The 25281-nt window shown below is 41.2% G+C and carries 22 protein-coding genes, 1 pseudogene and 1 riboswitch; of the genes and pseudogenes, 14 read left to right on the forward strand and 9 right to left on the reverse strand.

The window, feature by feature from the left end:
• Positions 1-3 precede the first annotated feature (3 nt).
• The 4 genes from V7K98_RS24150 to V7K98_RS24165 all read right to left on the reverse strand — a co-directional run bounded on the left by V7K98_RS24150 (position 4) and on the right by V7K98_RS24165 (position 2937).
• Complete coding sequence (locus V7K98_RS24150) at positions 4-447, reverse strand: GNAT family N-acetyltransferase (protein ID WP_335026487.1); 444 nt, start codon at positions 445-447, stop codon at positions 4-6.
• Positions 448-545: 98 nt separating this feature from the next.
• A complete protein-coding gene (gene aspS, locus V7K98_RS24155; RefSeq protein WP_335026490.1) occupies positions 546-2333 on the reverse strand; it encodes an aspartate--tRNA ligase in 1788 nt (595 codons plus the stop codon).
• Positions 2334-2500: 167 nt separating this feature from the next.
• Complete coding sequence (locus V7K98_RS24160; RefSeq protein WP_335026492.1) at positions 2501-2725, reverse strand: type II toxin-antitoxin system HicA family toxin; 225 nt, start codon at positions 2723-2725, stop codon at positions 2501-2503.
• The gene (locus V7K98_RS24165; protein WP_335026494.1) at positions 2722-2937 is read right to left on the reverse strand and encodes a type II toxin-antitoxin system HicB family antitoxin; all 216 of its coding nucleotides are present in this window, start codon (positions 2935-2937) and stop codon (positions 2722-2724) included. Before V7K98_RS24165 ends, V7K98_RS24160 begins: the two co-directional genes overlap by 4 nt.
• A 132-nt stretch (positions 2938-3069) precedes the next feature.
• Here V7K98_RS24165 and V7K98_RS24170 point away from each other — a divergent pair, with 132 nt between their 5' ends.
• From V7K98_RS24170 to V7K98_RS24200, 6 genes and pseudogenes are all read left to right on the forward strand, one after another.
• On the forward strand, positions 3070-3705 hold the full coding sequence (locus tag V7K98_RS24170) for a type I restriction endonuclease subunit R (protein WP_335026556.1): 636 nt from the start codon (positions 3070-3072) through the stop codon (positions 3703-3705).
• Positions 3706-3759: 54 nt separating this feature from the next.
• The gene (locus V7K98_RS24175; RefSeq protein WP_335026496.1) at positions 3760-3987 is read left to right on the forward strand and encodes a type II toxin-antitoxin system Phd/YefM family antitoxin; all 228 of its coding nucleotides are present in this window, start codon (positions 3760-3762) and stop codon (positions 3985-3987) included.
• A 259-nt stretch (positions 3988-4246) separates the two neighbouring features.
• Positions 4247-6394: pseudogene (locus V7K98_RS28975) on the forward strand (pentapeptide repeat-containing protein).
• A gap of 250 nt (positions 6395-6644) precedes the next feature.
• The gene (crtD, locus tag V7K98_RS24190; protein ID WP_335026502.1) at positions 6645-8159 is read left to right on the forward strand and encodes a C-3',4' desaturase CrtD; all 1515 of its coding nucleotides are present in this window, start codon (positions 6645-6647) and stop codon (positions 8157-8159) included.
• Positions 8160-8445: 286 nt separating this feature from the next.
• Positions 8446-9570: a saccharopine dehydrogenase family protein gene (locus V7K98_RS24195; protein ID WP_335026504.1), complete on the forward strand. Its 1125-nt coding sequence runs from the start codon at positions 8446-8448 to the stop codon at positions 9568-9570.
• 245 nt (positions 9571-9815) lie between these two features.
• Positions 9816-10205 (forward strand): hypothetical protein, encoded by a 390-nt coding sequence (locus tag V7K98_RS24200; RefSeq protein ID WP_335026506.1) that lies wholly within the window; start codon positions 9816-9818, stop codon positions 10203-10205.
• 690 nt (positions 10206-10895) lie between these two features.
• Here the strand turns inward: V7K98_RS24200 and ilvD are convergent.
• Complete coding sequence (ilvD, locus tag V7K98_RS24205) at positions 10896-12581, reverse strand: dihydroxy-acid dehydratase (protein WP_335026508.1); 1686 nt, start codon at positions 12579-12581, stop codon at positions 10896-10898.
• 105 nt (positions 12582-12686) lie between these two features.
• Here ilvD and V7K98_RS24210 point away from each other — a divergent pair, with 105 nt between their 5' ends.
• From V7K98_RS24210 to V7K98_RS24230, 5 genes are all read left to right on the forward strand, one after another.
• Positions 12687-13571 carry a LysR family transcriptional regulator gene (locus V7K98_RS24210; RefSeq protein ID WP_335026510.1) on the forward strand — a complete coding sequence of 295 codons (885 nt, stop codon included), beginning with the start codon at positions 12687-12689 and terminating at the stop codon, positions 13569-13571.
• A 160-nt stretch (positions 13572-13731) separates the two neighbouring features.
• A riboswitch (cobalamin riboswitch) is annotated at positions 13732-13894 on the forward strand.
• Between the two features lie 26 nt (positions 13895-13920).
• Entirely contained in the window at positions 13921-14697 is a 777-nt protein-coding gene (locus V7K98_RS24215; protein WP_335026512.1) for an energy-coupling factor ABC transporter permease, read from the forward strand.
• Positions 14684-14986, forward strand: coding sequence for an energy-coupling factor ABC transporter substrate-binding protein (locus V7K98_RS24220; RefSeq protein ID WP_335026514.1), 303 nt, complete (start codon positions 14684-14686; stop codon positions 14984-14986). Before V7K98_RS24215 ends, V7K98_RS24220 begins: the two co-directional genes overlap by 14 nt.
• Positions 14983-15795 (forward strand): cobalt ECF transporter T component CbiQ, encoded by an 813-nt coding sequence (cbiQ, locus tag V7K98_RS24225; protein ID WP_335026516.1) that lies wholly within the window; start codon positions 14983-14985, stop codon positions 15793-15795. Before V7K98_RS24220 ends, cbiQ begins: the two co-directional genes overlap by 4 nt.
• A complete protein-coding gene (locus V7K98_RS24230; protein ID WP_335026519.1) occupies positions 15770-16603 on the forward strand; it encodes an energy-coupling factor ABC transporter ATP-binding protein in 834 nt (277 codons plus the stop codon). The genes cbiQ and V7K98_RS24230 overlap by 26 nt, the downstream gene beginning before the upstream one ends.
• A 3-nt stretch (positions 16604-16606) precedes the next feature.
• Here V7K98_RS24230 and V7K98_RS24235 read toward each other — a convergent pair whose 3' ends face one another.
• The gene (locus V7K98_RS24235) at positions 16607-17134 is read right to left on the reverse strand and encodes a retropepsin-like aspartic protease family protein (protein WP_335026521.1); all 528 of its coding nucleotides are present in this window, start codon (positions 17132-17134) and stop codon (positions 16607-16609) included.
• Between the two features lie 383 nt (positions 17135-17517).
• Positions 17518-18300, reverse strand: a complete 783-nt coding sequence (locus tag V7K98_RS24240; RefSeq protein ID WP_335026523.1) for a nucleoside phosphorylase — start codon at positions 18298-18300, stop codon at positions 17518-17520.
• Between the two features lie 391 nt (positions 18301-18691).
• Here V7K98_RS24240 and fusA point away from each other — a divergent pair, with 391 nt between their 5' ends.
• On the forward strand, positions 18692-20695 hold the full coding sequence (gene fusA / locus V7K98_RS24245; RefSeq protein ID WP_335026525.1) for an elongation factor G: 2004 nt from the start codon (positions 18692-18694) through the stop codon (positions 20693-20695).
• An 80-nt stretch (positions 20696-20775) separates the two neighbouring features.
• On the opposite strand, the gene V7K98_RS24250 is transcribed toward fusA, so the two are convergent.
• Entirely contained in the window at positions 20776-21309 is a 534-nt protein-coding gene (locus V7K98_RS24250; protein ID WP_335026527.1) for a hypothetical protein, read from the reverse strand.
• 128 nt (positions 21310-21437) lie between these two features.
• Entirely contained in the window at positions 21438-21665 is a 228-nt protein-coding gene (locus tag V7K98_RS24255) for a ChaB family protein (RefSeq protein ID WP_335026557.1), read from the reverse strand.
• 228 nt (positions 21666-21893) lie between these two features.
• Here V7K98_RS24255 and V7K98_RS24260 point away from each other — a divergent pair, with 228 nt between their 5' ends.
• Together V7K98_RS24260 and V7K98_RS24265 are read left to right on the forward strand one after the other, a co-directional pair.
• Positions 21894-22271 (forward strand): hypothetical protein, encoded by a 378-nt coding sequence (locus V7K98_RS24260; RefSeq protein ID WP_335026529.1) that lies wholly within the window; start codon positions 21894-21896, stop codon positions 22269-22271.
• Positions 22272-22281: 10 nt separating this feature from the next.
• Positions 22282-24762, forward strand: a complete 2481-nt coding sequence (locus V7K98_RS24265) for a caspase, EACC1-associated type (RefSeq protein ID WP_335026531.1) — start codon at positions 22282-22284, stop codon at positions 24760-24762.
• Positions 24763-25281: the final 519 nt, after the last annotated feature.

Genomic DNA, 25281 nt, shown 5'->3' on the forward strand with positions numbered 1-25281 from the left:
CTACTACTGCAACGGTAAAACGTAATGGTAAAACTCTTCATTTTTAATATAATCTCGCGCTTCATAGAGTTTTTGCGCGGTTATGTTAGAAATTTGAGTAGATAGAATTACTCGAATTGCTCCACTTTCTTTTGCGTATTCTTCTGCAAAACTCATCAATAATTTTGCAATTCCCCTCTGGCGATACGACTCTTCTACATACAAATCGTTCAATATCCATACTCGTTTCATTGACACTGAAGAAAAGCTGGGATAAAGCTGAGTAAATCCAACTAATTCCCCATTGTCATTAGCTGCAAACACTAGCGAGTCATTATTATTAAAACGTTCTTTGAGAAACTGTTTAGCAGCTTCAATATTTGATAGCTGATTGTAAAAAATACGATACCGATCAAATAGTACTGAAACACTTTCAAGATGATTAATATTAGCTAAGAAAACTTCCATTGCATTTGAGACTGGGGATTCGACACTGATTGTACTAGGAAGATTTGAATGGGGATTGGTACCCCAACCAAATCTTACTTAGACAATTTATTAGTTCACTAAGACTTTGGTTTATAAGTCGAAGCAACGTGCAATTCTTTCAACTGTTTTGCATCTACACTTGAAGGTGCATCTGTTAACAAACAACGCGCTTGTTGTGTCTTCGGAAAAGCAATGACATCTCGAATTGATTCTTCTCCAGCTAGCAACATCACTAAACGATCTAAACCGTAGGCAATGCCACCATGCGGTGGTGTACCATATTCAAATGCTTCTAAAAGAAAGCCAAATTTACTTTGTGCTTCTTCAGGAGATAAACCAATCGCTTCAAATACCTGCTGTTGAATTTCTCGCTGATATATCCGCAGACTTCCGCCGCCAACTTCTACGCCGTTAAGTATCAAGTCGTAAGCTTGGGCGCGTGCAGTCTTTAAATCGCTCAAATCGTCAGGGTGCGGTGCTGTGAATGGGTGGTGTAATGCTTCTAAGCGCTTCTCATCAGCATTCCACTCGAACATGGGGAAGTCTGTAATCCACAACAAGTTGATTTTTTCTGGATCGATTAAGTTAAACTCTTTAGCGATCGCTTGCCGTAATCTATCTAATGTTTTATTAACTGTAGCAGCTTCCCCTGCCCCAAATAAGAGCAAATGTCCAGCTTTTGCACCTGTACGCCGTAAAATTTCTTCTTTTTGTTCAGCGCTGAGGTTGTCTTTTATCGCCCCAATGGTGTCAATTTCGCCATCATCCCTGACACGGATAAAAGCTAAACCCCTAGCGCCAGCTTCGCTGGCTTCTCTAAATAAGTCACCGCCTGGTTTAATGCGGACGTTAGAAATTACATCGTTACCGTTAGGAATCGGCAGGATTTTGACAACACCACCATTAGTAACAGTGTCTCGAAAGACTTTGAAACCAGAGTCTTTGACAATATCTGAGACATCGGCTAATTCTAAACCATAGCGGGTATCTGGTTTATCACTCCCGTAGCGTTCCATCCCCTCGGCGTAAGTTAGACGAGGGAAAGGGCGCTGTAACTCAATGCCTTTAACGGTTTTGAAAATATGACAAACTAAGTTCTCGTTTAGTTCGATAATTTCTTCTTGAGACATGAAGCTCATTTCCATGTCCAACTGGGTGAATTCTGGCTGTCTGTCGGCACGTAAATCTTCATCACGAAAGCAACGGGCAATCTGATAATATCTGTCTAAGCCGGATACCATCAGCAATTGTTTAAATAGCTGGGGTGATTGCGGCAAAGCATACCACTCACCAGGATTGACGCGACTGGGTAGAACATAATCCCGCGCACCTTCTGGGGTAGAACGGGTAAGTATTGGGGTTTCAACTTCAATAAAACCTTCCAAATCTTCCAGATAACGACGCATGGCTTTAACAATTTGATGACGCAGTTGCAAATTTTGCGCCATGCGTTCGCGTCGCAAATCCAAATAACGATATTTTAGCCGCAAGTCTTCCCGTACTGTCTCGGTATCAGCTACAGAAACTTGGAAAGGTAACTGTTTGCGGACAGCATTGAGGAGTTGAATTTTATCGGCGTAGATTTCTACCTCGCCTGTTGGGATGCGGGGATTGAGGGATTCTTCGGGACGTTGCGTTACCCTACCTGTGATTTCGACAACATATTCATTTCGCAGGGCGTTAGCATCTTCATAAGAGTCTGGGGTGCGTTGCGGATCGCTGACGATTTGAACTATTCCAGTGCGATCGCGTAAATCTAAAAATATCACACCACCGTGATCGCGGCGACGGTCTACCCATCCGTAAAAGGTAACAGTTTCTCCAATATGTTCTTTTCGGAGTTCGCCGCAATAGTGAGTTCGCATAAGTCTTAGTTATTGTTTCCGGGCTAGATTGGGAAGAAAATGTCAAAGCCTTCCCATTATCTAGCATCAATAGTAATTGTAGTAGTTCTGGTGCAATAAAAAATTGAATAATCTCACACTATATATAGAGAAGTCCATGAGACAGGAAGGGTAAGTTTTACCTATTTTTACAATAGTTCCCGGAATTCACCACGGCTAATCTCACAGTCACGGAGTATCTGCGCTAACAAACCAGAACCAATTGTTTCACCAGAATGCACTGGAACAACGCTTCGACGACCATCACTGTGTATTACAAAATGGTGACTTCCTCGGATTCTTGCTACCTCAAAACCTGCTTTTTTTAACGCTGTAATTACTTCTCGCCCAGTCAAACTCGGTAGTTTACTCATACTTGAACAGAAACCCTTTGCACACCGATAAACTCTAATGCTTCGGTGTTTTCTTGTTCAACCTCTAAACAAAGTTCAATAGCTTCTTTAATCCGCTCTATCAGTTCGTCTAGAGATTTGGCTTGGGTATGACATCCAGCTAGACTAGGCACGGATGCAACAAAATAACCCTCAGAGTCGCGTTCTATAATGACATTAAATTCTCTGGTCATCTGGAGGTTCTTGTTTGGTGGTGTAATCTAATTTTAGAGTAGTTGAGTAGCTGCGATCGCCAAAAGAAAAATTTATGCTAATCAAGTTACTTTAGCTGATATGGGCAGAAAGCAACAGGAAGGTGAAAAGCCATAACACACACAGAAGCGATTACCAGCTTAAAAGATGCCCATACCCGATTTGGTGTAGTCCGCATTGAAGACGAGCAGTTTTTCCCAGAGTGGTATGAGGGATTACCTCAAATTACTGAAGCTGAAAAAACCTTACTAGATGTACTGCGGCGCAGATATCTATATCATCGGGCTGAAGGTGATTTGTTAGAGGGGACAGTGATGTTGTTAGTGGTATCTCCATTATTAGCGATCGCAGGATTTTACGATCCTCCTTTTAAAATTGCTGCCGAGTCATCAGTAGAGTTAGTGCTAAATGATGGAGAAGAAATACTGCGTGGACGGATTGAGGTTTTAGTGCTGCAAAATCAGTTGTGGGTGATGGTATTAGAGTCTAAAAAAACTACGCTTTCGGTTTGGTCAGCTTTGCCACAAGCATTAGCTTATTTAATGGCTAACCCTCAACCTGATAAACCTGTGTTTGGGATGTTGACTAACGGAGACAATATTTTATTTATTAAATTGAGGCAAACACCTACTCCTCAATACGAACTATCGCGGGTCTTTGCTCTGTTTACCTCTGCTAGAGAGGTCTATGATATATTGCAAATTCTTAAAAGTATTGGTCAAGCAATGACTACGACGGGTTCCTTCTAACCACCTTGATAAAAAAGAGGTTGAAATTATGGATGTAATTAATGTTAATGGTTAATGGTTCTTCAGTACCTTGATGCTGTCATTAATGAAAGTGCAAAATCTCACACACCAGTAATAATTAGTGGTCATCCAAATCAAGCGGTACTTGTTGCTCTTGAAGACTGGAACGCAATTCAAGAAACGTTGCACATACTGCAAGTTCCTGGAATGCGAGAGGATATTTTTGAAGGAATACGTACTCCTGTTGAACAATCTGTTACCAAAGAAGAACTTGATTCGTAGTGTGGGAATTACGTTTTACTAAGCGGGTACACGGGTAGGGGCACAACATGTTGTGCCCCTACGATTATCTGTACCTCACCAAGTTGTAATCTGCTGTATTGATGAAAATTTCCCAAAATCGGGAATATTGCACAGCAAAGTTGTATAAAATCTCAGTAATACCAATTATTTAAAATTTGTCACCAGATTCAAGCAAACCCAGATTTAATCTGAGTTTCTTAACTACGAATTACGAATTACAAATTACGAATTAGTGATTATGCCGCCAGACTACTCCGGTCAAAATCTTCAAGGTCGCTCTTTTAAAGGTCAAAATTTGACTGGGGCAAACTTTAGCAAGGCAGATATTAGAGGGGCAAATTTTACCAACGCGATTCTTAAAGATGCTGATTTTACAGGAGCTAAAGCCGGATTACAAGATTATTGGGTAATTAGTTGGATAGTAGGTTTGTTTCTTGTTGCATTTCTATCATTGTTTATTTGTGCTACAACCAATGGATTGACTTGGTGGCGTTTGGGTAAGGGAGCATTTCAACAAAATGCTTTTCTTCTCGGTCTAGTTATGATTGGAATGCTATCAGTCTTTATTTTCATCACTATTTGGAAAGGTCTGACATCATCTTTAGTAACTATCATCTTGACTTTGATAGTTTTGGTATTTCCGGCTGCAATTAGCGCCATCCTAAATCTAAATAAATATCAAGTTTTTGGTCGCTGGATACAAGCTATAATTTCATCTATACTTGTTGCAATAGTTATATCTGGAATAGTAGCACTAAGCTTAGTATTATCTAAAACTTTTGCAAAAAAATTGACTGAGATTGTTGTATTAGGCTTCTTGTCTGGTGGAATAACTGGGTCTATAACCAGGGTTTTAATTCGACATGGATGGAAGTATTTATCTTCTGAGCCAATATGGTCTTGGAATTGGGCTTGGGTAGATTTAATTTGGGCTTGCTCTTGGACTTTAATTTTAGTAATTTTAGGTAGCTATATAGGATGCCGGGCTTTAGCTAAAAATGAAAAGCCTAATTTAATTTTCTCAGTTGCGATCGCTTTTGCTGCTACAGGTGGTACAAGTTTTCGTAATGCTGATTTAACTGATGCTGATTTGACTGGTGCAATTCTAATAAATACAGATTTTAGAAAGGTCAACCTAACACGCACTCGTTTTTATGCAGCTAAAAAATTGGACTTTGCTAGAGTAGACCACTCAATATTAGCTAACCGAGGTGTTTTCAATTTGCTAATAACTGGCAATGGTAGAGGAAAATTTTATGCTGGTACTAACTTAAAAGGTGCTAACCTCATAGGTGCAGATTTAAAAGAGGCAAATCTAAAAAATGCTGATATTAGTGAAGCTACTTTTCAAGGAGCTTGTTTAGAGCGTGCAAACCTAACTCTAGCTCAAGCTGTAGGTACTAACTTCACTAGCGCCCAAATGACTGGTGCTTGTGTGGAAGCGTGGAATATTGAAAGTACAACCAAATTAGATAATGTCGATTGTCGCTTTATCTATCTTCTCGAAAACCCTAAACCTAGAACTAATGACCGCGAACGCTGACCCAGTAGTGGCTACTTTCAACCAGGAGAATTTACTAAGCTGTTTGAAGAGGTTTTAAATACTGTTGATTTAATTTTCCGTAATGGCATTGATTGGAAGGCTTTTGTTAATGCTTTTGAAAATGTAAAAAATCAAAATAAAGACACAGAGTTAGCCCTACAGAGTATTGAAAATAAAGGCGATGGCGTTGTTGTCGTTAAGGTTGGTGTACCTGATGGTGCTGATAAAGAAAAGATTCATAGTGATTTTACACAAAATTATCAACTGGCATTGCAAGCTGTAGAAGAAAAATATAAAGCACAACTACAGGCTAAAGATGAGCAGATAGTCGTTTATCGCCAACAAAGTGGAGAGATGACAGAGATTGTAAGATTATTAGCTAATAAACCTATTAATATTCAAGTTGACAATAAAGTAGAGAATAAAAATATGACTAACAGCAATGATGCCAGCCGCAAAATTGAAATTGGCAGTGTTGGCAGAGATTTTAATGCCAGTGGGCAAGCTTTAAATTTAGGTGATATTGTAACAAATACCATCAACGAGTTACCAGCGTCTCCCGAACCAGATAAACCAGGAATTAAGGAATTGTTGACGCAATTGCAAGCAGCTATTGAGGCTGATACAAACTTACCGCAAGAAGATAAAGCTGAGGCATTAGAACAGGTGAAAGCTTTAGCAGAAGCCGGGAAAAGTCCTCAACAAGGGGCAATGCAAAAGGCGGCGAAAACGGCGATAAAGATTTTAAAAGGGACAATTTCTAGTTTACCCAGTGCTACAAAGTTGGTTGAACAATGCAGCAATCTGTTGCCGTTGATTTCCAATTTTCTGGGTTTAGGGTAGCGTGTCAAATGGTGTATACACAAGTCTGAAACAGTCTACTCACTTGCATTTAGGCGTAAATTTACCCCACCCTAACCCTCCCCTTGTAAAGGGGAGGGAACCAGATTTTCCGGTTTCCCCCCTTTATAAGGGGGGATTAAGGGGGGTAATTCAATGACTTGTGTACACCAGCACCCTTCGACCCCATTCAACTTAGAGAGTAAGGTAAAATTATAAGTAAAAGTATTAAGAAATTTAAAGAAACTAATCAATGTCCAGCATACCTCTTGACAAAAGTAACTCTCGTGTTGTCGTTATTGGTGCCGGCATAGGTGGACTGACTGCTGGAGCATTATTAGCTCATAGAGGTTACAGCGTTTTAATATTGGATCAAGCCCTCGTACCGGGAGGCTGTGCTTCCACGTTTAAACGCCAGGGATTTACCTTTGATGTGGGCGCAACTCAGGTGGCGGGGTTGGAACCAGGGGGAATTCACCACCGCATTTTCTCAGAATTGTCAATAGATTTACCAGCAGCAACGCCTTGTGACCCTGCTTGTGCGGTCTATTTACCTGGGGAAAGCACACCGATTAACGTTTGGCGCAACCAAAAGAAATGGCAAGAGGAACGACAAAAACAGTTTCCTGGTAGCGAACCGTTTTGGCAATTGATGGCAACTTTGTTTAATGCCAGTTGGGAATTTCAAGGACGCGATCCGGTGCTACCACCACGTAATTTATGGGATTTGTGGCAGCTAATGCAAGCGGTACGTCCTAGTACATTAATTACCGTACCCTTCACTTTGTTTACGGTAGGAGATGCTTTACGGTTATGTGGGCTGGGAAATGACCAGCGATTGAGGACTTTTTTAGATTTGCAATTAAAGCTATACTCCCAGGTAGATGCAGATAATACAGCATTACTTTACGCCGCCACAGCATTGAGTGTATCCCAACTGCCCCAAGGATTGTTTCATCTCCAGGGAAGTATGCAAGTATTGAGCGATCGCTTGGTACAATCTTTAGAAAGAGATGGCGGCAAATTATTGATGCGCCACACTGTAGAACAAATCAAAGTAGAAAACGGTAAAGCTACTGCTGTAGTCATTAAAAATCAGAAAACTGGCGAAGTCTGGACAGAAGCAGCCGAACACATAGTTAGCAACGTCACCGTGCAAAACTTGGTGCAATTATTAGGAGAACAAGCGCCATCTGGATATAAAAACCGGGTGGAAAAACTACCCCAAGCATCGGGTGCATTTGTGGTGTATTTGGGTGTAGATGCTAGCGCTATTCCAGTTGGGTGTCCTCCCCACCTGCAATTTTTGTATGATGCTGATGGCCCCATTGGCGAGAATAATTCCCTATTTGTTTCCGTCAGTCATCCTGGAGATGGCCGCGCACCGTTGGGGAAAGCGACAATTATTGCTTCTTCATTTGTCGATCCTGCACAGTGGTGGCAGACTGAAGATTATGAAGGACTAAAAGAAAAGTTTACCCAAGAAGCGATCGCTCGTCTTGCCCAATACTTCTATCTCAAACCAGAAACGATTATTTATCAAGAAGCCGCAACACCTCGCACCTTTGCCCATTTCACAGGCCGCGATCGCGGTATAGTTGGCGGTATCGGTCAAAGAATTCCTACTTTTGGCCCCTTTGGATTCGCCAATCGTACACCCATCCAGAATTTGTGGTTAGTTGGTGACTCCACCCATCCCGGCGAAGGTACTGCTGGGGTGAGTTATTCGGCGCTAACGGTAGTTAGACAAATTGAATCCCAAACGTAGTAATTTGTCAAGTTTTTTAATAGTTTGTAGTATAGGTTTTCCTACCTAATCAAATAAGGTAAATCATAGCCCCCTCCTCGCTTGCGGGGAGGGGGTTGGGGGTGGGGTTCTTCTACCTCATTCAACTGAGAACCGCTATAAGCACTTTAGTGCCTAGAAAATAAGGACTAAAGTCCTAACTACGAACTTGCAGAAATTTCATGAAATGGTATAAATCATACTTGTAACCGATGGCAAACAGGACGCAAAACTGATGAAATAAGGTTAGTATTGCGAATCTGGAGTAATGACAGATAACGTTTTAATTCTTGGTGGACGAGGGCGGATTGGTAGCAGTGTTGCTCAGGATCTAGCTACTCATACGCAGGCTCAAATTACAATTACTGGACGTTCTGCGGAGTTTGGCAAGGCTGTTAGCTTGTCTTCAGGCGGACAAGTACAGTTTTTGGTATTGGACTTGGCAGAACTTGACAAGTTGCAAGATGCGATCGCAAACTCTAACTTAGTCATCCATTGTGCTGGGCCATTTCATTATCGAGATACTAATGTTCTTGAAACCTGTATTGCTCAAGGCGTTAATTATGTAGATGTCAGCGATCATCGTTCTTATACCAGCAAAGCTCTCAATTATCATGAACAAGCTGCTGCTGCTGGGGTGACAGCAATTATTAATACTGGCATTTTTCCTGGTATTTCTAATAGCATGGTACGTCAAGGTGTTGAACAATTTGATAAACCAGAAAAAATCCATTTAAGTTATTTAGTTTCCGGTTCTGGTGGTGCTGGCATTACAGTGATGCGGACAACTTTTTTGGGGTTGCAGTATCCTTTTGAGGCTTGGATAGATGGAAAATGGGAGATAATCAAGCCTTATAGTGAAAGAGAAACAGTTGAGTTTCCACCTCCATATCAACGTAGCGGAGTTTACTGGTTTGATATGCCAGAAACTTTTACACTACCCAAAGCTTTCCCATCAGTAAAAACTGTAATTACTAAATTTGGATCTATTCCCGATTTTTACAATCACCTAACTTGGATTGCAGCACATATTTTTCCCAAGTGGTTAATGCAGCGCCGTTACATGATTGAATTCCTATCTCATGTCAGTCATTCGATGACAGATGTCACTAATAATTTTAGTGGAATTGGGGTAGCAGTTCGTTCAGAAGTTACAGGGCAAAAAAATGGTGTAACAGCCGTTTATTGTTCAACCCTTGTGCATGAAAATACAGCAATGGCTTCTGGTTGTGGCACAGGTAGTATTGCCCAATTATTGCTAGAAGGTAAACTCAATAAACCAGGTGTTTTTGCTGTGGAAGAAGCACTGCCAACAAATTTGTTTGAAGAGGTAATGCAAAGCCGAGGAATTAAAATTAATCATAGTTGGTTACAAGATATTTCCAACAAATAAATTACCTAATATTGTAGGGTGGTTATCTTGTCCACCTTTATCTGTCAGTAGGCAAGACTTAATTATTACACTAAATCCTAAAACGTTAAGATAGCATTAACTGAACTATAGGTAAAAATTAATATACCTTGCGATAGAAGGAAAAACTGTACTTAAACATTTAGGATGCCTGTGAGCCTTAAAGATTGAATATATTTATAGATAATCAAGGCTTACAACATAACAAAACTTAGGAGAAGTTTTCCATGCAAAAAATTCTATTAACTTTCAAACAAGTATTACGTTCAAGCTTTTTAGTTGTTTGCTTGATGCTTTGTATTAGCTTATCAAGTTCATTTATTTTTGTTCAGCAAGCTAGTTATGCAACTACTCTTGAAGAATTAAAGCTAATTCCCCCAGAGTATAAACCAAATTATGAAGAAAAAATTAACCGCGCTAACGAATTTGACCCAGGTGTTGGCGTTCAAGAAGAAGAACGACAAGAAGCTTATGAGCAAGCGATAAAAGATTCAAAAAACCTTAATACTATAGAGAAAACTTACGAAAGAAATTTGAAGGCTGAAAAATCACAAAATCCCCCAGAAACTTTTGGCGAAAAAGCAAAAGAAGTTCTTGAAAAGGTGACAGGTAAATAGGGAATATAGACCAATACGGTTCAGTTAAGGCTAAAACTTTTTGTCAACGTTATTTTTTTTAACGTTCGCGGAGTGTGCCGGAGGCATCACCGCAAAGGACGCAAAGGACGCGAAGGAAGAGAAGGAAAAAATGCTTAACTGAACTGTATTGGAATATAGACTGTAAGATTCAAAGTCTCTCCAGTTTCACTAGTACAGCACGGCGTAAATAAGCCGCCCATTTAAAATCGCCATAAATCTTACAAAATCAGCGTTCTTTCTTTTTACTTTTGCCTTTTTACTTTTGCCTTGTTGTACACTAGTACTCTGCCAAGAAATAATTGACGAATAAATCTTCTGTAGAGACGGCGATTTATCGCGTCTGTCAAACCGTCAAAAAGGGTTTGACAGACCACTAAGCTGTCGTGCATTTAATTTGCACAGCTAGGGCGGGCAAGATGCCCACCCCACAAGAGATTCATTTTTTTGAGGATGCAAATTAATTAAAGTATTTTCAGCTTAATACTCTGTTGGACGAAGTTTGAAGGATAAAAAAACAAACCGCAAAGGGCGCATTCGCGCAGCGTCTCGTCAGAGAAGAAGGGAAAAAGAAATCAAAAGTGTGTTTACCAAGCAAAGTTGGCTTGAAAGAGTACTAGTACTCGCAGGGTAGGGGCGAGGGGCGAACCTCAAACCTTACCCGATTATCATTTAAAACAAATCCAAATCTGTCACAGCCCCAAGACTGCTAGAAGATACCAATTTGGCATATTTCGCCAACACGCCTTTGGTATAACGTGGTGCGGGGGGTTGCCAGTTTGCACGGCGGCGAGCTAATTCTTCTTCAGATATGTTCAACTGCAATAAACGAGCAGGTGCATCAATGGTAATACTATCGCCTTCTTCTACAAGAGCGATCGCACCACCAACTGCTGCTTCTGGTGCAACATGACCAACCACCATACCATAAGTCCCGCCAGAAAAGCGTCCGTCGGTAATTAACCCCACAGCATCACCCAAACCAGCACCGATAATTGCTGAGGTGGGAGCCAACATTTCCCGCATCCCAGGGCCACCTTTAGGCCCTTCGTAGCGGATGATGAGAATATCACCAGCTTGAATTTTACCCGCCAAAATTGCATCTAAAGAGGCTTCTTCTGATTCAAACACCCGTGCAGGCCCAGTAATTACTGGTTTTTTCACTCCGGTAATTTTGGCGACAGCCCCTTCCGTTGCTAAATTACCTCTGAGGATAGCTAAGTGTCCTTGGGCATACATTGGGTTATTCCAAGTCCGAATCACATCTTGGGTGGCAGATGGTTCTTCTGGGATGTCTGCTAATATCTCTGCAATGGTTTGACCACTGATTGTTAGGCTATCACCATGCAATAAGTTATGCACCAGTAACATCTTCATGACTTGGGGAATGCCACCCGCTTTGTGTAAATCTGTAGCGACATATTTACCACTTGGTTTTAAATCGCACAAAACTGGAACACGGGCGCGGATTGTTTCAAAGTCATCCAGAGTTAACTCTACATTAGCAGCACGAGCGATCGCTAAAAAATGCAATACGGCATTGGTCGAACCACCCACCGCCATAATCACAGAGATAGCATTCTCTATAGATTTGCGGGTGATAATTTGGCTGGGTAAGATTTGTTTGCGAATGGCTTCGACTAACACAAAGGCTGATTTTTCCGCGCTATCAGCTTTTTCGGCATCTTCGGCTGCCATTGTGGAAGAATAGGGCAAACTCATTCCCATTGCTTCAAATGCTGAAGACATGGTGTTAGCTGTGAACATTCCTCCACAGGAACCAGCACCAGGACAAGCGCGACTTTCAACTTCTAATAGTTCCTTTTCGTCAATTTTCCCTGCACTATATTGACCAACGGCTTCAAAAGAACTGACAACAGTTAAATCACGTCCGTTGTAATGACCGGGTTTAATTGTGCCACCGTAAACGAATATTGCAGGGATATTCATCCGCGCGATCGCTAGCATTGCCCCCGGCATATTTTTATCACAGCCACCAATGGCTAGCACACCATCCATACTTTGTCCAGTACAGGCGGTTTCAATGGAATCAGCGATAACTTCGCGCGACACTAGGGAATATTTCATCCCTTCAGTTCCCATCGAAATCCCATCGCTAATGGTAATCGTGCCAAACATTTGGGGCATCGCCCCGGCGGTTTTAACGGCAGTTTCTGCCCTTAGTGCCAGTTGATTTATTCCCATATTACAGGGAGTGATCGTACTGTAACCGTTGGCAATACCGACAATGGCTTTATTAAAATCTTCATCTTTAAAACCAACTGCACGTAGCATAGCTCGATTTGGCGATCGCTGCACGCCTTGCGTTACAACTTGGCTTCTTAAATTTTCCGACATCGTTACATCATCCTCTGACTTTCATGTATGAGTATCATAGATAGCAATTTTTTAGATGTCCAATATATATTTATGAATAATTGAGACTTATAAAATGTCAAAACTATGGAACTGCGACACCTGCGCTACTTCATGGCTGTAGCTGAGGAACTGCACTTTAGTAGAGCCGCAGAGCGACTTCACATCGCTCAACCTCCCTTAAGCCAGCAAATTCAGCAGCTAGAAGCAGAATTAGGGGTAGAACTTTTTCAACGCAAAACTAAACGACAGGTGCAGCTAACGGAAGCTGGACAAGTATTATTGCAAGAAGCTTATCAATTGTTCGCCCAACTAGAGAAGGCAATTTATCTGACTCAACGGACAGGTAGGGGTGAGAAAGGACAACTGCGAGTAGGTTTCACAAGCTTGGTAACTTACGATTTGCTGCCTGTGATTTTGCGGCAGTTTCGAGAACAGTTTCCAGAGGTAGAGTTAGTATTGCAAGAATTAACGACAACTCAGCAAGAACAAGCGCTATTCAATCACCGCATCCATGTAGGTTTTGCCCATCCACCTTTAGAAGACAACACTTTCAATCAAGAATGCATTCAGCAAGAAGGACTAATTGTAGCAATGCTCGTAACTCATTTCTTAGCTAGACAAGAAAATATTTCAGTGCGATCGCTCTTGAACGAAAATTTTATTATCTTCCCCCGCCATTTTGGCCCCGGACTTTACGATCAAATCCTAAGTCTTTGCCAGCAAGGGAATTTTAACCCAAAAGTGACGACAGAAGCAATCCAAATGCAGACAATTATCGGGCTAGTGTCAGCAGGAATGGGGATTGCGATCGTACCGTCTTCTTTGCAAAATCTTCAAAGGGCTGGTGTAGTTTACCGCGCTTTAGAAGAAAAAACACCATTAGTAGAAACGGCTGTAGTGTGGCGACAAGAAGATATGACACCTGTTTTACGGGAATTTCTACAAATTGTCAGAAGTGTCTGTGGTTAATTAATCAGTAGCACAAGAAAATAGTCATGTTGATTTTTTTATCATCCGCAATGGAATCAGGATGGAAAAATACTTCACATAATCTACGTCTCATTATCCAAGTTACTGTCTGGGTGCAAATTCGATTTGTAAAAAATAGCTATTCAAAATTGGTAATGGTGATATAGTTACTCCAATCGGTTCTGATGTAGAGCAGCCAATGGCTAACGCCACGCTGCGCTGTCGGACGCAAGGGGGAAAGTCCGGTGTAAATCCGGCGCTGTCCCGCAACTGTGAGCCAAAATTAGGTGAGTCAGGATGCCCGCCGATGGGAACCAATATATTTCGATAAATCTGCGAGGTACAGATTATGAAAAGAAAAAAACAGGCGTTAGTCAGTCTAACCCTGATGGCAGTTATCAGTTTTTACTTAGTAGTTGGTTTACCCAAACCCGCTTATGCCATGCACATTATGGAAGGTTTTTTACCAGTGCAGTGGGCGATTTTTTGGTGGGTTGTGGCATTACCATTTTTTTTATTAGGATTGCGTAGTCTAACTCGCATTACCCAAGCTAACCCGGAATTAAAACTACTATTGGGCTTGGCTGGTGCTTTCACCTTTGTGCTGTCAGCGTTGAAGATTCCTTCTGTCACAGGTAGTTGTTCTCATCCGACAGGGACAGGGTTAGGTGCGGTGCTGTTTGGCCCTCTTACCATGACGGTTTTAGGTAGCTTGGTGTTGTTATTTCAAGCTTTGTTACTGGCACATGGCGGCTTGACGACGTTGGGGGCAAATGCTTTTTCGATGGCGATCGCAGGGCCATTTGCAGCTTATTGGATATATAATCTGACAATGAAGTTGGGTGGTAAACAAAAAATCGCCATATTTCTCGCAGCTGCGATCGCAGATTTACTCACCTACGTTATCACATCTATTCAACTCGCTCTAGCTTTTCCTGCCCCCGTTGGTGGATTTATTGCTTCATTTACCAAGTTCGCCGGAATTTTTGCTATAACTCAAGTTCCCTTGGCAATTAGTGAAGGATTACTAACTGTATTGGTGTGGAACTGGCTGCAATCTTATAATCCTCAAGAATTGGAACTGTTGCAATTAATTAAGCGAGGAAATGGTAATGAGTCAATCTAAAAAAGGGTTGAGTAACTGGCTGTTGGTAGTAGCTGTCTTAGCTTTAGCAGTTGCACCATTAATATTTGTGCGTGGTGGGGAATTTGCCGGTTCTGATGACAAAGCTGAAAAAGCAATTACTGAAATACAACCTGGATATAAACCCTGGTTTAAATCATTTTTTGAACCAGCTAGTGGGGAAATAGAAAGCTTATTATTTTCTTCGCAAGCGGCTTTAGGTGCGGGAGTCGTCGGTTATGCAATTGGGTTGTATAAAGGACGTTCCCAACAACAAAAACGTGAAGAATGAGTCTGCAACTAGACACTTTAGCTTACACAAATCGACTGCGAAGATTACCACCAGAACATAAAATAATTTTTGCATTTACTACTCTTGCAATTTCCCTTGTTACCCATCCGCTAGTGCAAATTTTGATAGCGCTTTGGCTGGGCATTTGGACAGTTATTTATGCAAGAATTCCGGTTGGTGTTTATTTTCGGTTGTTAATGTTCACCATAGTTTTTTGTTTGACAAGTTTACCAGCTTTGATGGTAAATGGAGTTGCAATTACTGATTTGCCCAAGGTGCAATTAGACTCGTGGTATGGATTAACTCTCGGACACTTCTATATTTATATCAGTCATAGTGGCAGTATCCAAGCATTGGGAATTTTAACTAGAGCATTAGCTTCTGTTTCTTGTTTATATTTTCTCATGTTAACCGTCCCTTTCCCGGAGATATTACAAACTCTGCGTTACTTACGATTTCCTGTGCTTTTGAGCGATTTGTTATTACTAATGTATCGGTTTATTTTCATCCTACTAAACACAGCTACTGAATTGTTAACAGCACAAAATTCACGTGGTGGCTACCGTACTTGGCGTAGTGGGATGAAAAGTTTAGCACTACTAATCGGACAACTATTACAGCGAACCTTACAACGATATAGTCAGTTCTCTCTCGGACTGGAATCACGGGGTTTTGTGAGTGAATTTCGGGTTTGGCATCCCCGCCGTTATCATCCTCAAAGAAGATATATCATCGAAGCTATTTTAGGCTGTGTAGTATTAATAGCATTGGACTTTTGGCGGAATGCAGGAATATTTACTCGAATTTGAGCAGGTATATTACACCTATCCCGGCGCACAGCAATCAGCTTTGAATGGTCTAACAATGAAGATTCCATCTGGCAAAAGGTGTGCATTGATTGGTCAAAATGGTTGTGGTAAAACTACACTATTTTTATTAGCTAATGGGTTATATCAACCTAATTCTGGTATTGTCCGTTGGCGTGGTGAACCGTTAAGTTATAACCGAAATTATCTTAGTAAGTTACGGCAGAAGGTTGGGTTAGTATTTCAAGATCCAGAACAACAATTAGTAGCTTCTACTGTTGAAGAAGATATATCTTACGGTTTGTGTAATTTGGATTTACCAGAATCGGAAATTAAAGATCGGGTAGAACAAGCATTAATTGAATTTGGGCTAACTGCTTTAGCAGAAAGACCAGTACATCATCTGAGTTTAGGGCAAAAGAAGCGAGTTTCTATAGCAGATGTGATGGTGTTGCGGCCAGAACTTTTGGTGCTGGATGAACCAACAGCTTATTTAGATATCAAACATACTAGAAACTTGATAGCAACGATGAAAAAAATTCATCAAGATGGAACTACTTTATTGATGGCAACCCATGATTTAGATTTAGTCTATCGGTGGGCAGATTGGGTTTTTGTTATGGATAAAGGGCGACTGATGCTTGAAGGAAAACCACAAGATATATTTAGCCAGCATCAACTTTTATCGGAGTTAGAATTGGGTGTACCATTCATATATGAAATGTTATTTGATGGGCTATCTGCTGAGGAAGAAATAGTTATAGAACGAGTGCGACAGCGAATATTAGAGCAATTTCGGAATATCCTGTGAAGATTAACGATGATGAAATTCCACCTCTTTCTCCAGAATCTTGATATCATAACCACCAAAGAAATCGTGGCCCAGTAAGCCGATGCTGGCTTTAGGTGCGATCGCAACCTGAAGATTATTAGCTGTAACTCCACCTGCTGCAACAGATTTTACCTTACCTGTTGGAAATTCTACCTCGCTACCATCGGCAATTTGAGCTTGCATTGTACCTGTAGCCTGGAGTTCAAGTGTATTCGCCATACTTTGAGTGATAATGGTTCCACTAGCACCTGTATCTACAATCATTTCAAAGGTTTTTTTGTTGTTAAAGGTAACGTCAATTACAGGAGTTCCACCAAAGCGGCGTTTGATTGAAACTCGAAAAACTCTGTCGTCTGAAGGTGCTGCTATATTGCCACAAAGCCTTTCTAATCCAACGGTTTTACCGGAGGAAGTTACCATATAACATGTTCCTGGATCGTCAGCTATTGCCTGATGAGATAATGATAAAAATATCACCGTCGGTATTAGTGTAAGCGCAGTCAAACTCATGGTTTTAATCCCATGCCTAAAAATGTTATTCATATTATCTGATTCTCCAATTTTTTCGATATTTATTACAGCTATTTTCAGATAAATAGACGATGAGGCAAGGGCACAGCATTGCTGTGCCCCTACGACAGATATATTTCAAATACATGAAATCTGCTATAATTTCTAAATTAATTTTAATATTAACAAAAAATATTACTGGCATCCTTGCAAACGTGTGTATTTTAGGGTTAATTATTGAAGTTTTGTACTTTTATTTATATATTTAACTAATATAAAATTACCTATTGCTCAATATATATTAGCTATAATTACTGATTGAAAAATTAAAGATTAGGTAAAGGGATGATAAAACTACTGAAAGTTGATTTATCAAGTAAATATTAATTAGCTGGCTCAAAGGTTGCGGCTGTATGTACAGCAGTTGCGATCGCATTTTTCACGGCAATATCTTTCTGCTCTAAGATGATATTTTCACTCACAGTCCGCCCAGCGACTACACCGCAAATAGCAGCAGCAGCAAAATTATACACACCTGCCATTTTAAAAAGCGTGCCGCATTCCATCTCATAATTCAAGATATTCAAGCGCCGATATTCTTCTGTAATACCATGCAGCGATCGCATTAAATTTGGATTTGCTGAATCAGTGCGTTCTTGTCCTTCATAAAAAGTATCAACTGATGCCGTAATTCCTATGTAATGTTCAACCTTTAATTCTCGCGCGGCTTTAACTAAGGCGACTGTCAAAAACGGATCGGCTGCGGCTGGATATTCCACAGGTGCAATGTCATAAGCTGCACCTTGGCGACATAATGCGGCACTACTAATAACGACGCTACCGACTCGTATATAAGGTTGAATCGATCCGCAAGTTCCAATACGAATAATTTGCCGGATTCCTACTTGGATTAACTCATTCACAACAATACTTAATGAAGGCGCACCCATACCACTAGTAGCTGATAAGATGCTGCGACCATTTGGTAAGTATCCCACATAGCTGTTGAGACCGCGATTTTCGGACAATAGGCGGACATCTTGGAAATAAGTTTGGGCAATTAGACGCGATCGCTCTGGATCGCCAGATAATAGGGCAATGCTGGGAGGTGATGAACCTAAATCATCTTGCCCAAAGCCAATGTGATAGAAATGTTTATTTGCCATTCGATTTTAGATTTTGGATTATATTAGGAATAAGAATTAAATAACATCCAGTTTATACCTCTGGCTTACCTCACCCTCAATCCCTCTCCTTGTAAAGGAGAGGGAAGCTAGAGACAGGATAAAGTTTTACATTTTATTTAATCCACGTTCCTTACTTATTTGAACCATATCTGTCATAGGGGCACAGCAATGCTGTGCCCTTACCGCGTGGTCTATTTACCTAAAATCTCCTCCTTCCCATATCTGAAGTTGTCTTTCAGCCACAACTATGCAATTGATAAACGGTTTTTCTGTATTATGAGCCTTGTCTTTTCTTTATACTACATATATAATACAAAATATATCACCACATAAGTGGTGGCTGTTTGTCCCTTGAACAAAAGGAAATTTTATGATTCCCCGAACACGAATCCGAAATATTGGTATCTCTGCCCACATCGACTCTGGTAAAACTACACTATCAGAGCGAATTCTCTTCTACACGGGCAGAATCCACGCTATTGAGGAAGTGCGGGGAGGCGGCAAAGGTGCAACGATGGACTTTATGCCGGAGGAAAAACTACATGGCATTACCATTACCTCTGCTGCTACTACCTGCGAATGGCACGATACCCAAATTAATCTGATTGATACACCAGGACACGTAGATTTCACCATTGAAGTGGAACGCGCCCTGCGGGTATTAGATGGGGCGGTGATGGTGCTGTGTGCTGTAGCAGGTGTGCAATCTCAGTCCATTACAGTAGATCGGCAAATGAAGCGCTACCGTGTGCCGCGTTTGGCGTTCATCAACAAAATGGATCGAACGGGGGCAGATCCATTTCGTGTAGTACAGGGAATACGCGATCGCTTGCAACTCAATGCAATGTTGATCCAGTATCCTATCGGCAGTGAAGACCAATTCCAGGGAGTAATTGACCTGGTAGAAATGACTGCTGACTATTTTGAGGGTGAAAACGGGGAAAACCACGTCAAAAAGTCAATTCCCGAACCTCTTAGAGATGAGGCAGAACAGGCACGTGACAAGCTGCTAGATGCTTTATCGCTATTCTCAGAACCGATGACTGAGATGTTACTGGCAGGTGAGGAGATTCCCAAAGCATTAATTTGGGAAACCATCCGAGAGGCAACCTTGAGTCTAGAATTCACACCTGTATTACTGGGTTCAGCATTCAAAAATAAAGGAGTACAAAACTTATTGGATGCAGTTGTACTCTATCTACCATCTCCCGTGGATAGGGAAGTTGTCAAAACCGTAGAGTCGGTAAGTGTCTACCCTAACCCCGATGCTTCTTTGGTGGCATTGGCATTTAAACTCACCGTTGAGTCCTTTGGGCAGTTGACCTATACCCGGATTTACTCTGGGACGCTGAAACCAGGCGATACCGTCTACAATTCGCGGACTGAACAACGGGTGCAAATCGGTCGTTTGGTGAGAATGCACGCCAATAAGCGAGAAGAGGTCAAAGTTGCGGTAGCAGGAGATATTGTAGCTCTGTTGGGTGTAGATTGTGCTTCTGGTGATACATTCTGCTCCGGGGAACCACTGGTATTCCTAGAGAAGATGTTTGTGCCGGAACCAGTGATTACGCTGGCAATTACGCCTAAGAAACAGGAAGACAGCGATCGCCTTTCTAAGGCACTCAATCGCTTTCAAAGGGAAGATCCCACTTTCCGGTTAAGTATCGATCCTGAATCAGGCGCAACTCTAATTTCTGGGATGGGCGAACTCCACTTAGAAATCTATCTCGAACGCATCCAACGGGAATATAATGCCGAGGTTTATGTTGGTAATCCCGCCGTAGCCTACCGAGAAACCATTGCACAACAAGCTACCTTTGACTACCGATTCAAGAAACAGTCAGGCGGCCCGGGTCAATACGCCCATATTACTGGGTGGATTGAACCCACAGATGAGCCGTTTATCTTTGAAAATCGCGTGGTTGGGGGTGCAATTCCTAAAGAATATATCTCTGCGTGCGAAAAGGGTTTCCGTGAGGCGATGGAATCAGGAAAGCTGGAAGGTTATCTGGTAACTGGGGTGAAAGTCGTTTTGGATGGTGGTTCTTATCACCCAATTGACTCTTCAGAATTGGCTTTCCGGTCAGCGTCCCATCAAGCAATTGAAGGTGCGATCGCTAAAGCCAAACCCTACATCCTTGAACCCATCATGCTTGTTGAGGTGGAAACACCCAACGAGTTAATAGGAAGAGTTCAGGGTGACTTATCCTCCCGTCGCGGTTTGCTGTTGGGTTCCGAGACAATGCAGGGATACACGGTGATTCGGGCAGAAGTTGCACTGGCGCGAATGTTTGGGTATTCTACAGAATTGAGATCGCTTACTTCTGGTATGGCAACTTTTTCAATGGAGTTTGCCTGCTATCGCCAGTCTTGAACCTATTTGTGAAAATTTGCGGTGTTTAGATCCCCGACTTCTTTAAGAAGTCGGGGATCTAACTTTTCACCAGTAGATATTTAATTCCTCAAAAGTTTGCTCTTTTGTGAATAGTCTGTATAGCCTTGAATATTTTCTGGTTCAAATTCACGGAGTACGCGCGTAGCTTCGCGTGTTAAATCTTGATTCCCAGTAACTACAATTAAATATTTACCAGCATTCAAACGGTTACGATAGGGTAAAGCATCACCACTGCCAACTGTTATACTGGTTCCTCCACCGATTAAACTAGCGCCCAAACCACCGGCTATACCTCCTAATATCCCAGCAAGAAACTCATTGCCAAATCGAGGAAACTGGGGAAATATTTCAACTTCTGTAAGATAATTGAAAACATAACCTACAAAAAATCCAAAAGGTACAAGCCACCAAAAGAGCCGAGTTGATTGTTTGCGGGCTTGCTTGTCGGGATCAATCATTCCAAATTCATCAGCACTTAAATAACCATCGCCCAAAATATTGACTTGTGAAGTTGGCAAGCCTGCTTTTTCGAGAGCAGAGTAGGCGGCTTCTACTTGTATTCGATCTGGTAAAACTGCAACAAGGTAATTCATAAGACCAAACTTCCTTCTTAACAAAGATTTTTTGTGCAGCATCAATAAAACTGTTAAATGCAATCTGAGCTATTGTGATTAGGATTTACGCAAAACTACACGCGGTAGGGGCAATTCATGAATTGCCCCTACCGGAAACTCAAGGTTTGGGTTATTTTTTGCGTAAGTCCTGCTGATTTTTTATGCCCGTGTCTATCGCTGCCTTTTTCATAATCCCGCTTTACTGCACTCCAAGCAACACGAAAAGCACTTTCTTCTTCGCCATATTCTTCTTGAGCATTATTAAATACAGCCCAAAAAATTTCTTGAGCGTGCTTAGGTAAGTTATCTTTGACTGAATCAGGTAAGTGTGCAATTTGTTTGTAATGTCATTTTGCTTGCGGAAAACACTAAAATGATAAAGTTGAATGGCATTTTGAGAAAGCATTTAAATATTTTGAGCAAGTAAACAGGCTTTTTGATAAAGCAATTAGGCTTTTTGATAAAGTAATCAGTTTACGACAATCCAGACCGGAATTATTACTAGTTGGATTGTATAAGATACTTATGATAATTTAAGCATTAACCACAATTAGAGGTTGAAAATGGCGAGTACATCCAACGTCCAGATTACCATCGCCCTGCGAGAGGCTAGTTTAGATGACGATGAACTACAAGCTGAAACGCAGAGACTATTGCAACAGATGTTGGAACTGGACGAAGTGGAAGATGCTAGTCTTTTCCGGGAAGCAGAAGCACCGGCAGGGAGCAAGTCATTTACAGGGCTGGCTGTGGGTTGGCTAACAGCGCAGATAAATGCCAAGAATATTAAAGCATTAATGGGATTTTTAAGCGATCACCTTGGCAGCAAAACTATTGAACTAGAAATTGAGGCTAATGGCAAGAAACTGAAAGTCAAAGCCAGCAGCCGGCAAGAGTTAGAAGCAGCAATAGAGGCAGCACAGAAATTCGTAGCAGGGTAAATTATTTCAAATGGCGAAATTAGCATTGCTGATTGGGGTGAGTGAATATGAGCCTGGGTTAAACCCGCTACCTGCTGCTGTGAAAGATGTTGAAGCAATGCAGCAAGTGCTGTTACACCCAGAAATGGGCGGCTTTACTGAGACAGATATTATGGTGCTAAAAAATCCCCAGCGCCAAGATATGGAGGAAGCTATCGAAAATCTATTTGCCCATCGTCAAAAAGATGATTTGTTAGTTCTCTTTTTCTCCGGTCATGGCATTAAAGATGACACGGGCAGACTTTTCTTAGCAACCCGCACCACACGCAAAACTCCCAGAGGAGATTTAATTCGCTCATCAGCAGTAGCAGCCAGTGTTGTCCATGAAAGCATGAGCCGCAGCCGTTCTAAGCGGCAAGTTATCATTTTGGATAGTTGTTTTAGTGGCGCTTTTGCTGAGGGTTTATCAGCAAAGGATGACGGTACTATAAATATTCGTGAGCAATTAGGCGGTGAGGGGCGGGCTGTTCTCACTTCATCTAGTTCAACTCAATATTCCTTTGAGCAGCAGGGGTCAGACCTCTCAATTTATACTCGTTATTTGATAGAAGGAATTACAACAGGCGCAGCCGATTTAGATGAAGATGGCGTTGTCTCCATTGACGAGTTGCATGAGTATGCCAGCCGGAAGGTTAGAGAAATGCAGCCGACGATGAAGCCAGAAATCTACACAAGTAGAGAAGGCTTTAAGATTCGACTTACAAAAGTTCCTCAAGGCGATCCTAAGCAGAAGTATCGTAAAGAGGTAGCGCGATACAATAACCGTGGAGAAATTCCTTTTGTAGGTCGCAAGATTTTAGATGCACAGAGAAATCGTTTGGGACTATCTGAGGTAGAAGCAACTGCAATTGAAGATGAAATGTTGGCAACTTCTCGTCAAGAATTTAGAGGAAAATTACAGCGATATGAAAGAGACTTCACTGAGGCACTCCAGCAGACAATAGCCGTCAGCGCAGATGATCTTAATTCATTAAGACAGAATCTTCAGCAAATATTGGGGCTGAGGAATGAGGATACAATGCAAATTGAGGCGCGAGTTACTGCACAAATTGCAGCCTATAAACAGCATCTACGAGAGTATGAGCAGGCATTATCTGAGGCAATGCGACAACAGTATCCTCTTAGTCAAGCCACTCGCCAGAGCTTCCAGCAGATGCAGCAGGAATGGCAACTCACTAATAAAGATATAGCTTCACTTGAAAGCCTTGTTACTGCTGAGATAGAGGCATATCGGCAAAAATTGCAGCAGTATGAACAAGCATTTATCACAGCAACGCAACAGGAATATCCTCTGAGGGAAGCAAAGCAAAATGAACTACGAAAACAGCAGCAAATTTTAGGTTTGAAAGACGAAGATATTGCCCCTATAGTAGAGCGAATTACTGCTGAGATTCAAGCCTACCAGCAAAGATTGCAGCAGTATGAGCAAGTTTTAACTCAAGAAATTCAGCATGGATACCCGTTTAGTGAGGAGATTCGTAAGGAATTAAAGCGATATCAGCAGGTTTTGGAACTCAGGGATGAAGAAGTAGCACGAATTGAAGAAAAAGTTATTCGACAAAGAGATGTAAATACACCCCTAATCCAGGTAAAAGGTGAAGCTTCTAAAGAAATTATTGTGAACTCACCTAACAAATTGTGCCTATTTGTTGGCGGGAGTATTTTTGCTGTGTTTGCTCTAGTTATAATATTCTATTCCATACCAAAAACACCACAGTTATCACAAAATACCGAATCTCAACCTAGTGCCAGTCTATCCATCTCTTCTATAAATTCTCAGATGAATGCTGAGAATTTCTTTAATAGAGGAAATGATAAGAGAGAGAAAAAAGACTATCAGGGAGCGATAGAGGATTATAGCCAAACTATCAAAATTAATCCCAACTATGTTGATGCCTACAACTACCGGGGTGTTGCCCGCTCTGCTCTTGGAGACAACAAGGGTGCGATAGAGGATTACAACCAAGCTATCAAAATTAATCCCAATTATTATAAAGCCTACAACAACCGGGGTATTGCCCGCTCTGCTCTTGGAGATAAAAATGGCGCGATAGAGGATTACAACCAAGCTATCAAAATTAATCCTAACCTTGATAAGGCCTACAACAACCGGGGTCTTGACCGCTCTGCTCTTGGAGATAAAAATGGCGCGATAGAGGATTACAGCCAAGCTATCAAAATTAATCCTAATTATGCTGATGCCTACTACAACCGGGGTAATGCCCGCTCTGCTCTTGGAGATAAAAATGGCGCGATAGAGGATTACAGCCAAGCTATCAAAATTAATCCTAATTATGCTGATGCCTATTACAACCGCGGTAATGCCCGCTCTGCTCTTGGAGATAAAAAGAGCGCCATAGAGGATTTTCAGAAAGCGGCAGACCTTTATAAGACCCAAGGAAAGACGGCATATTACACTGATGCAATAAACAGACTCAATAAGCTTCAGTAATAGCTAAATTATTACAAGATTTCAGAATAGAATATTTCTTCATTAATCACTGTTCATTGTTTCAAGACTAACCGATAAATTAAAAGTAAATATAACTATAATAACATCACCTTTTACAAATCCTGCCATGTTGCATTTTCCTCTGGTCTTAACCAATCTTTTTGTAGTGATAATTCACTCATAATGGTGATTTATAACGTTTTATTTTTTGGTACTTGGCTTATAATATATAAGCAATATAAGCAAAATCTAAAATTGTCTTGTTTTGTGCTTTAGGAATATCTAAAATAATACTTATCATATCGGTTTTTGAATAAAAATATAAAATCAAATAAATTCTGCAACTGTGAAAATTTGTATCATACTCAGCACCGATCGCACCTGACAGTTGTTATTATATTTGCGCTCCTAGATCCCCGACTTCTTCAAGAAGTCGGGGATCTGAGCCTCTCGGTGGAGAGTAAATCAAATAGGATTTATATTTGCGATCGCAACTCCTGATTGCCTTAAAATTAAATT

The organism is Nostoc sp., assembly GCF_036917435.1.
In the GTDB taxonomy this organism is placed as follows: domain Bacteria; phylum Cyanobacteriota; class Cyanobacteriia; order Cyanobacteriales; family Nostocaceae; genus Nostoc.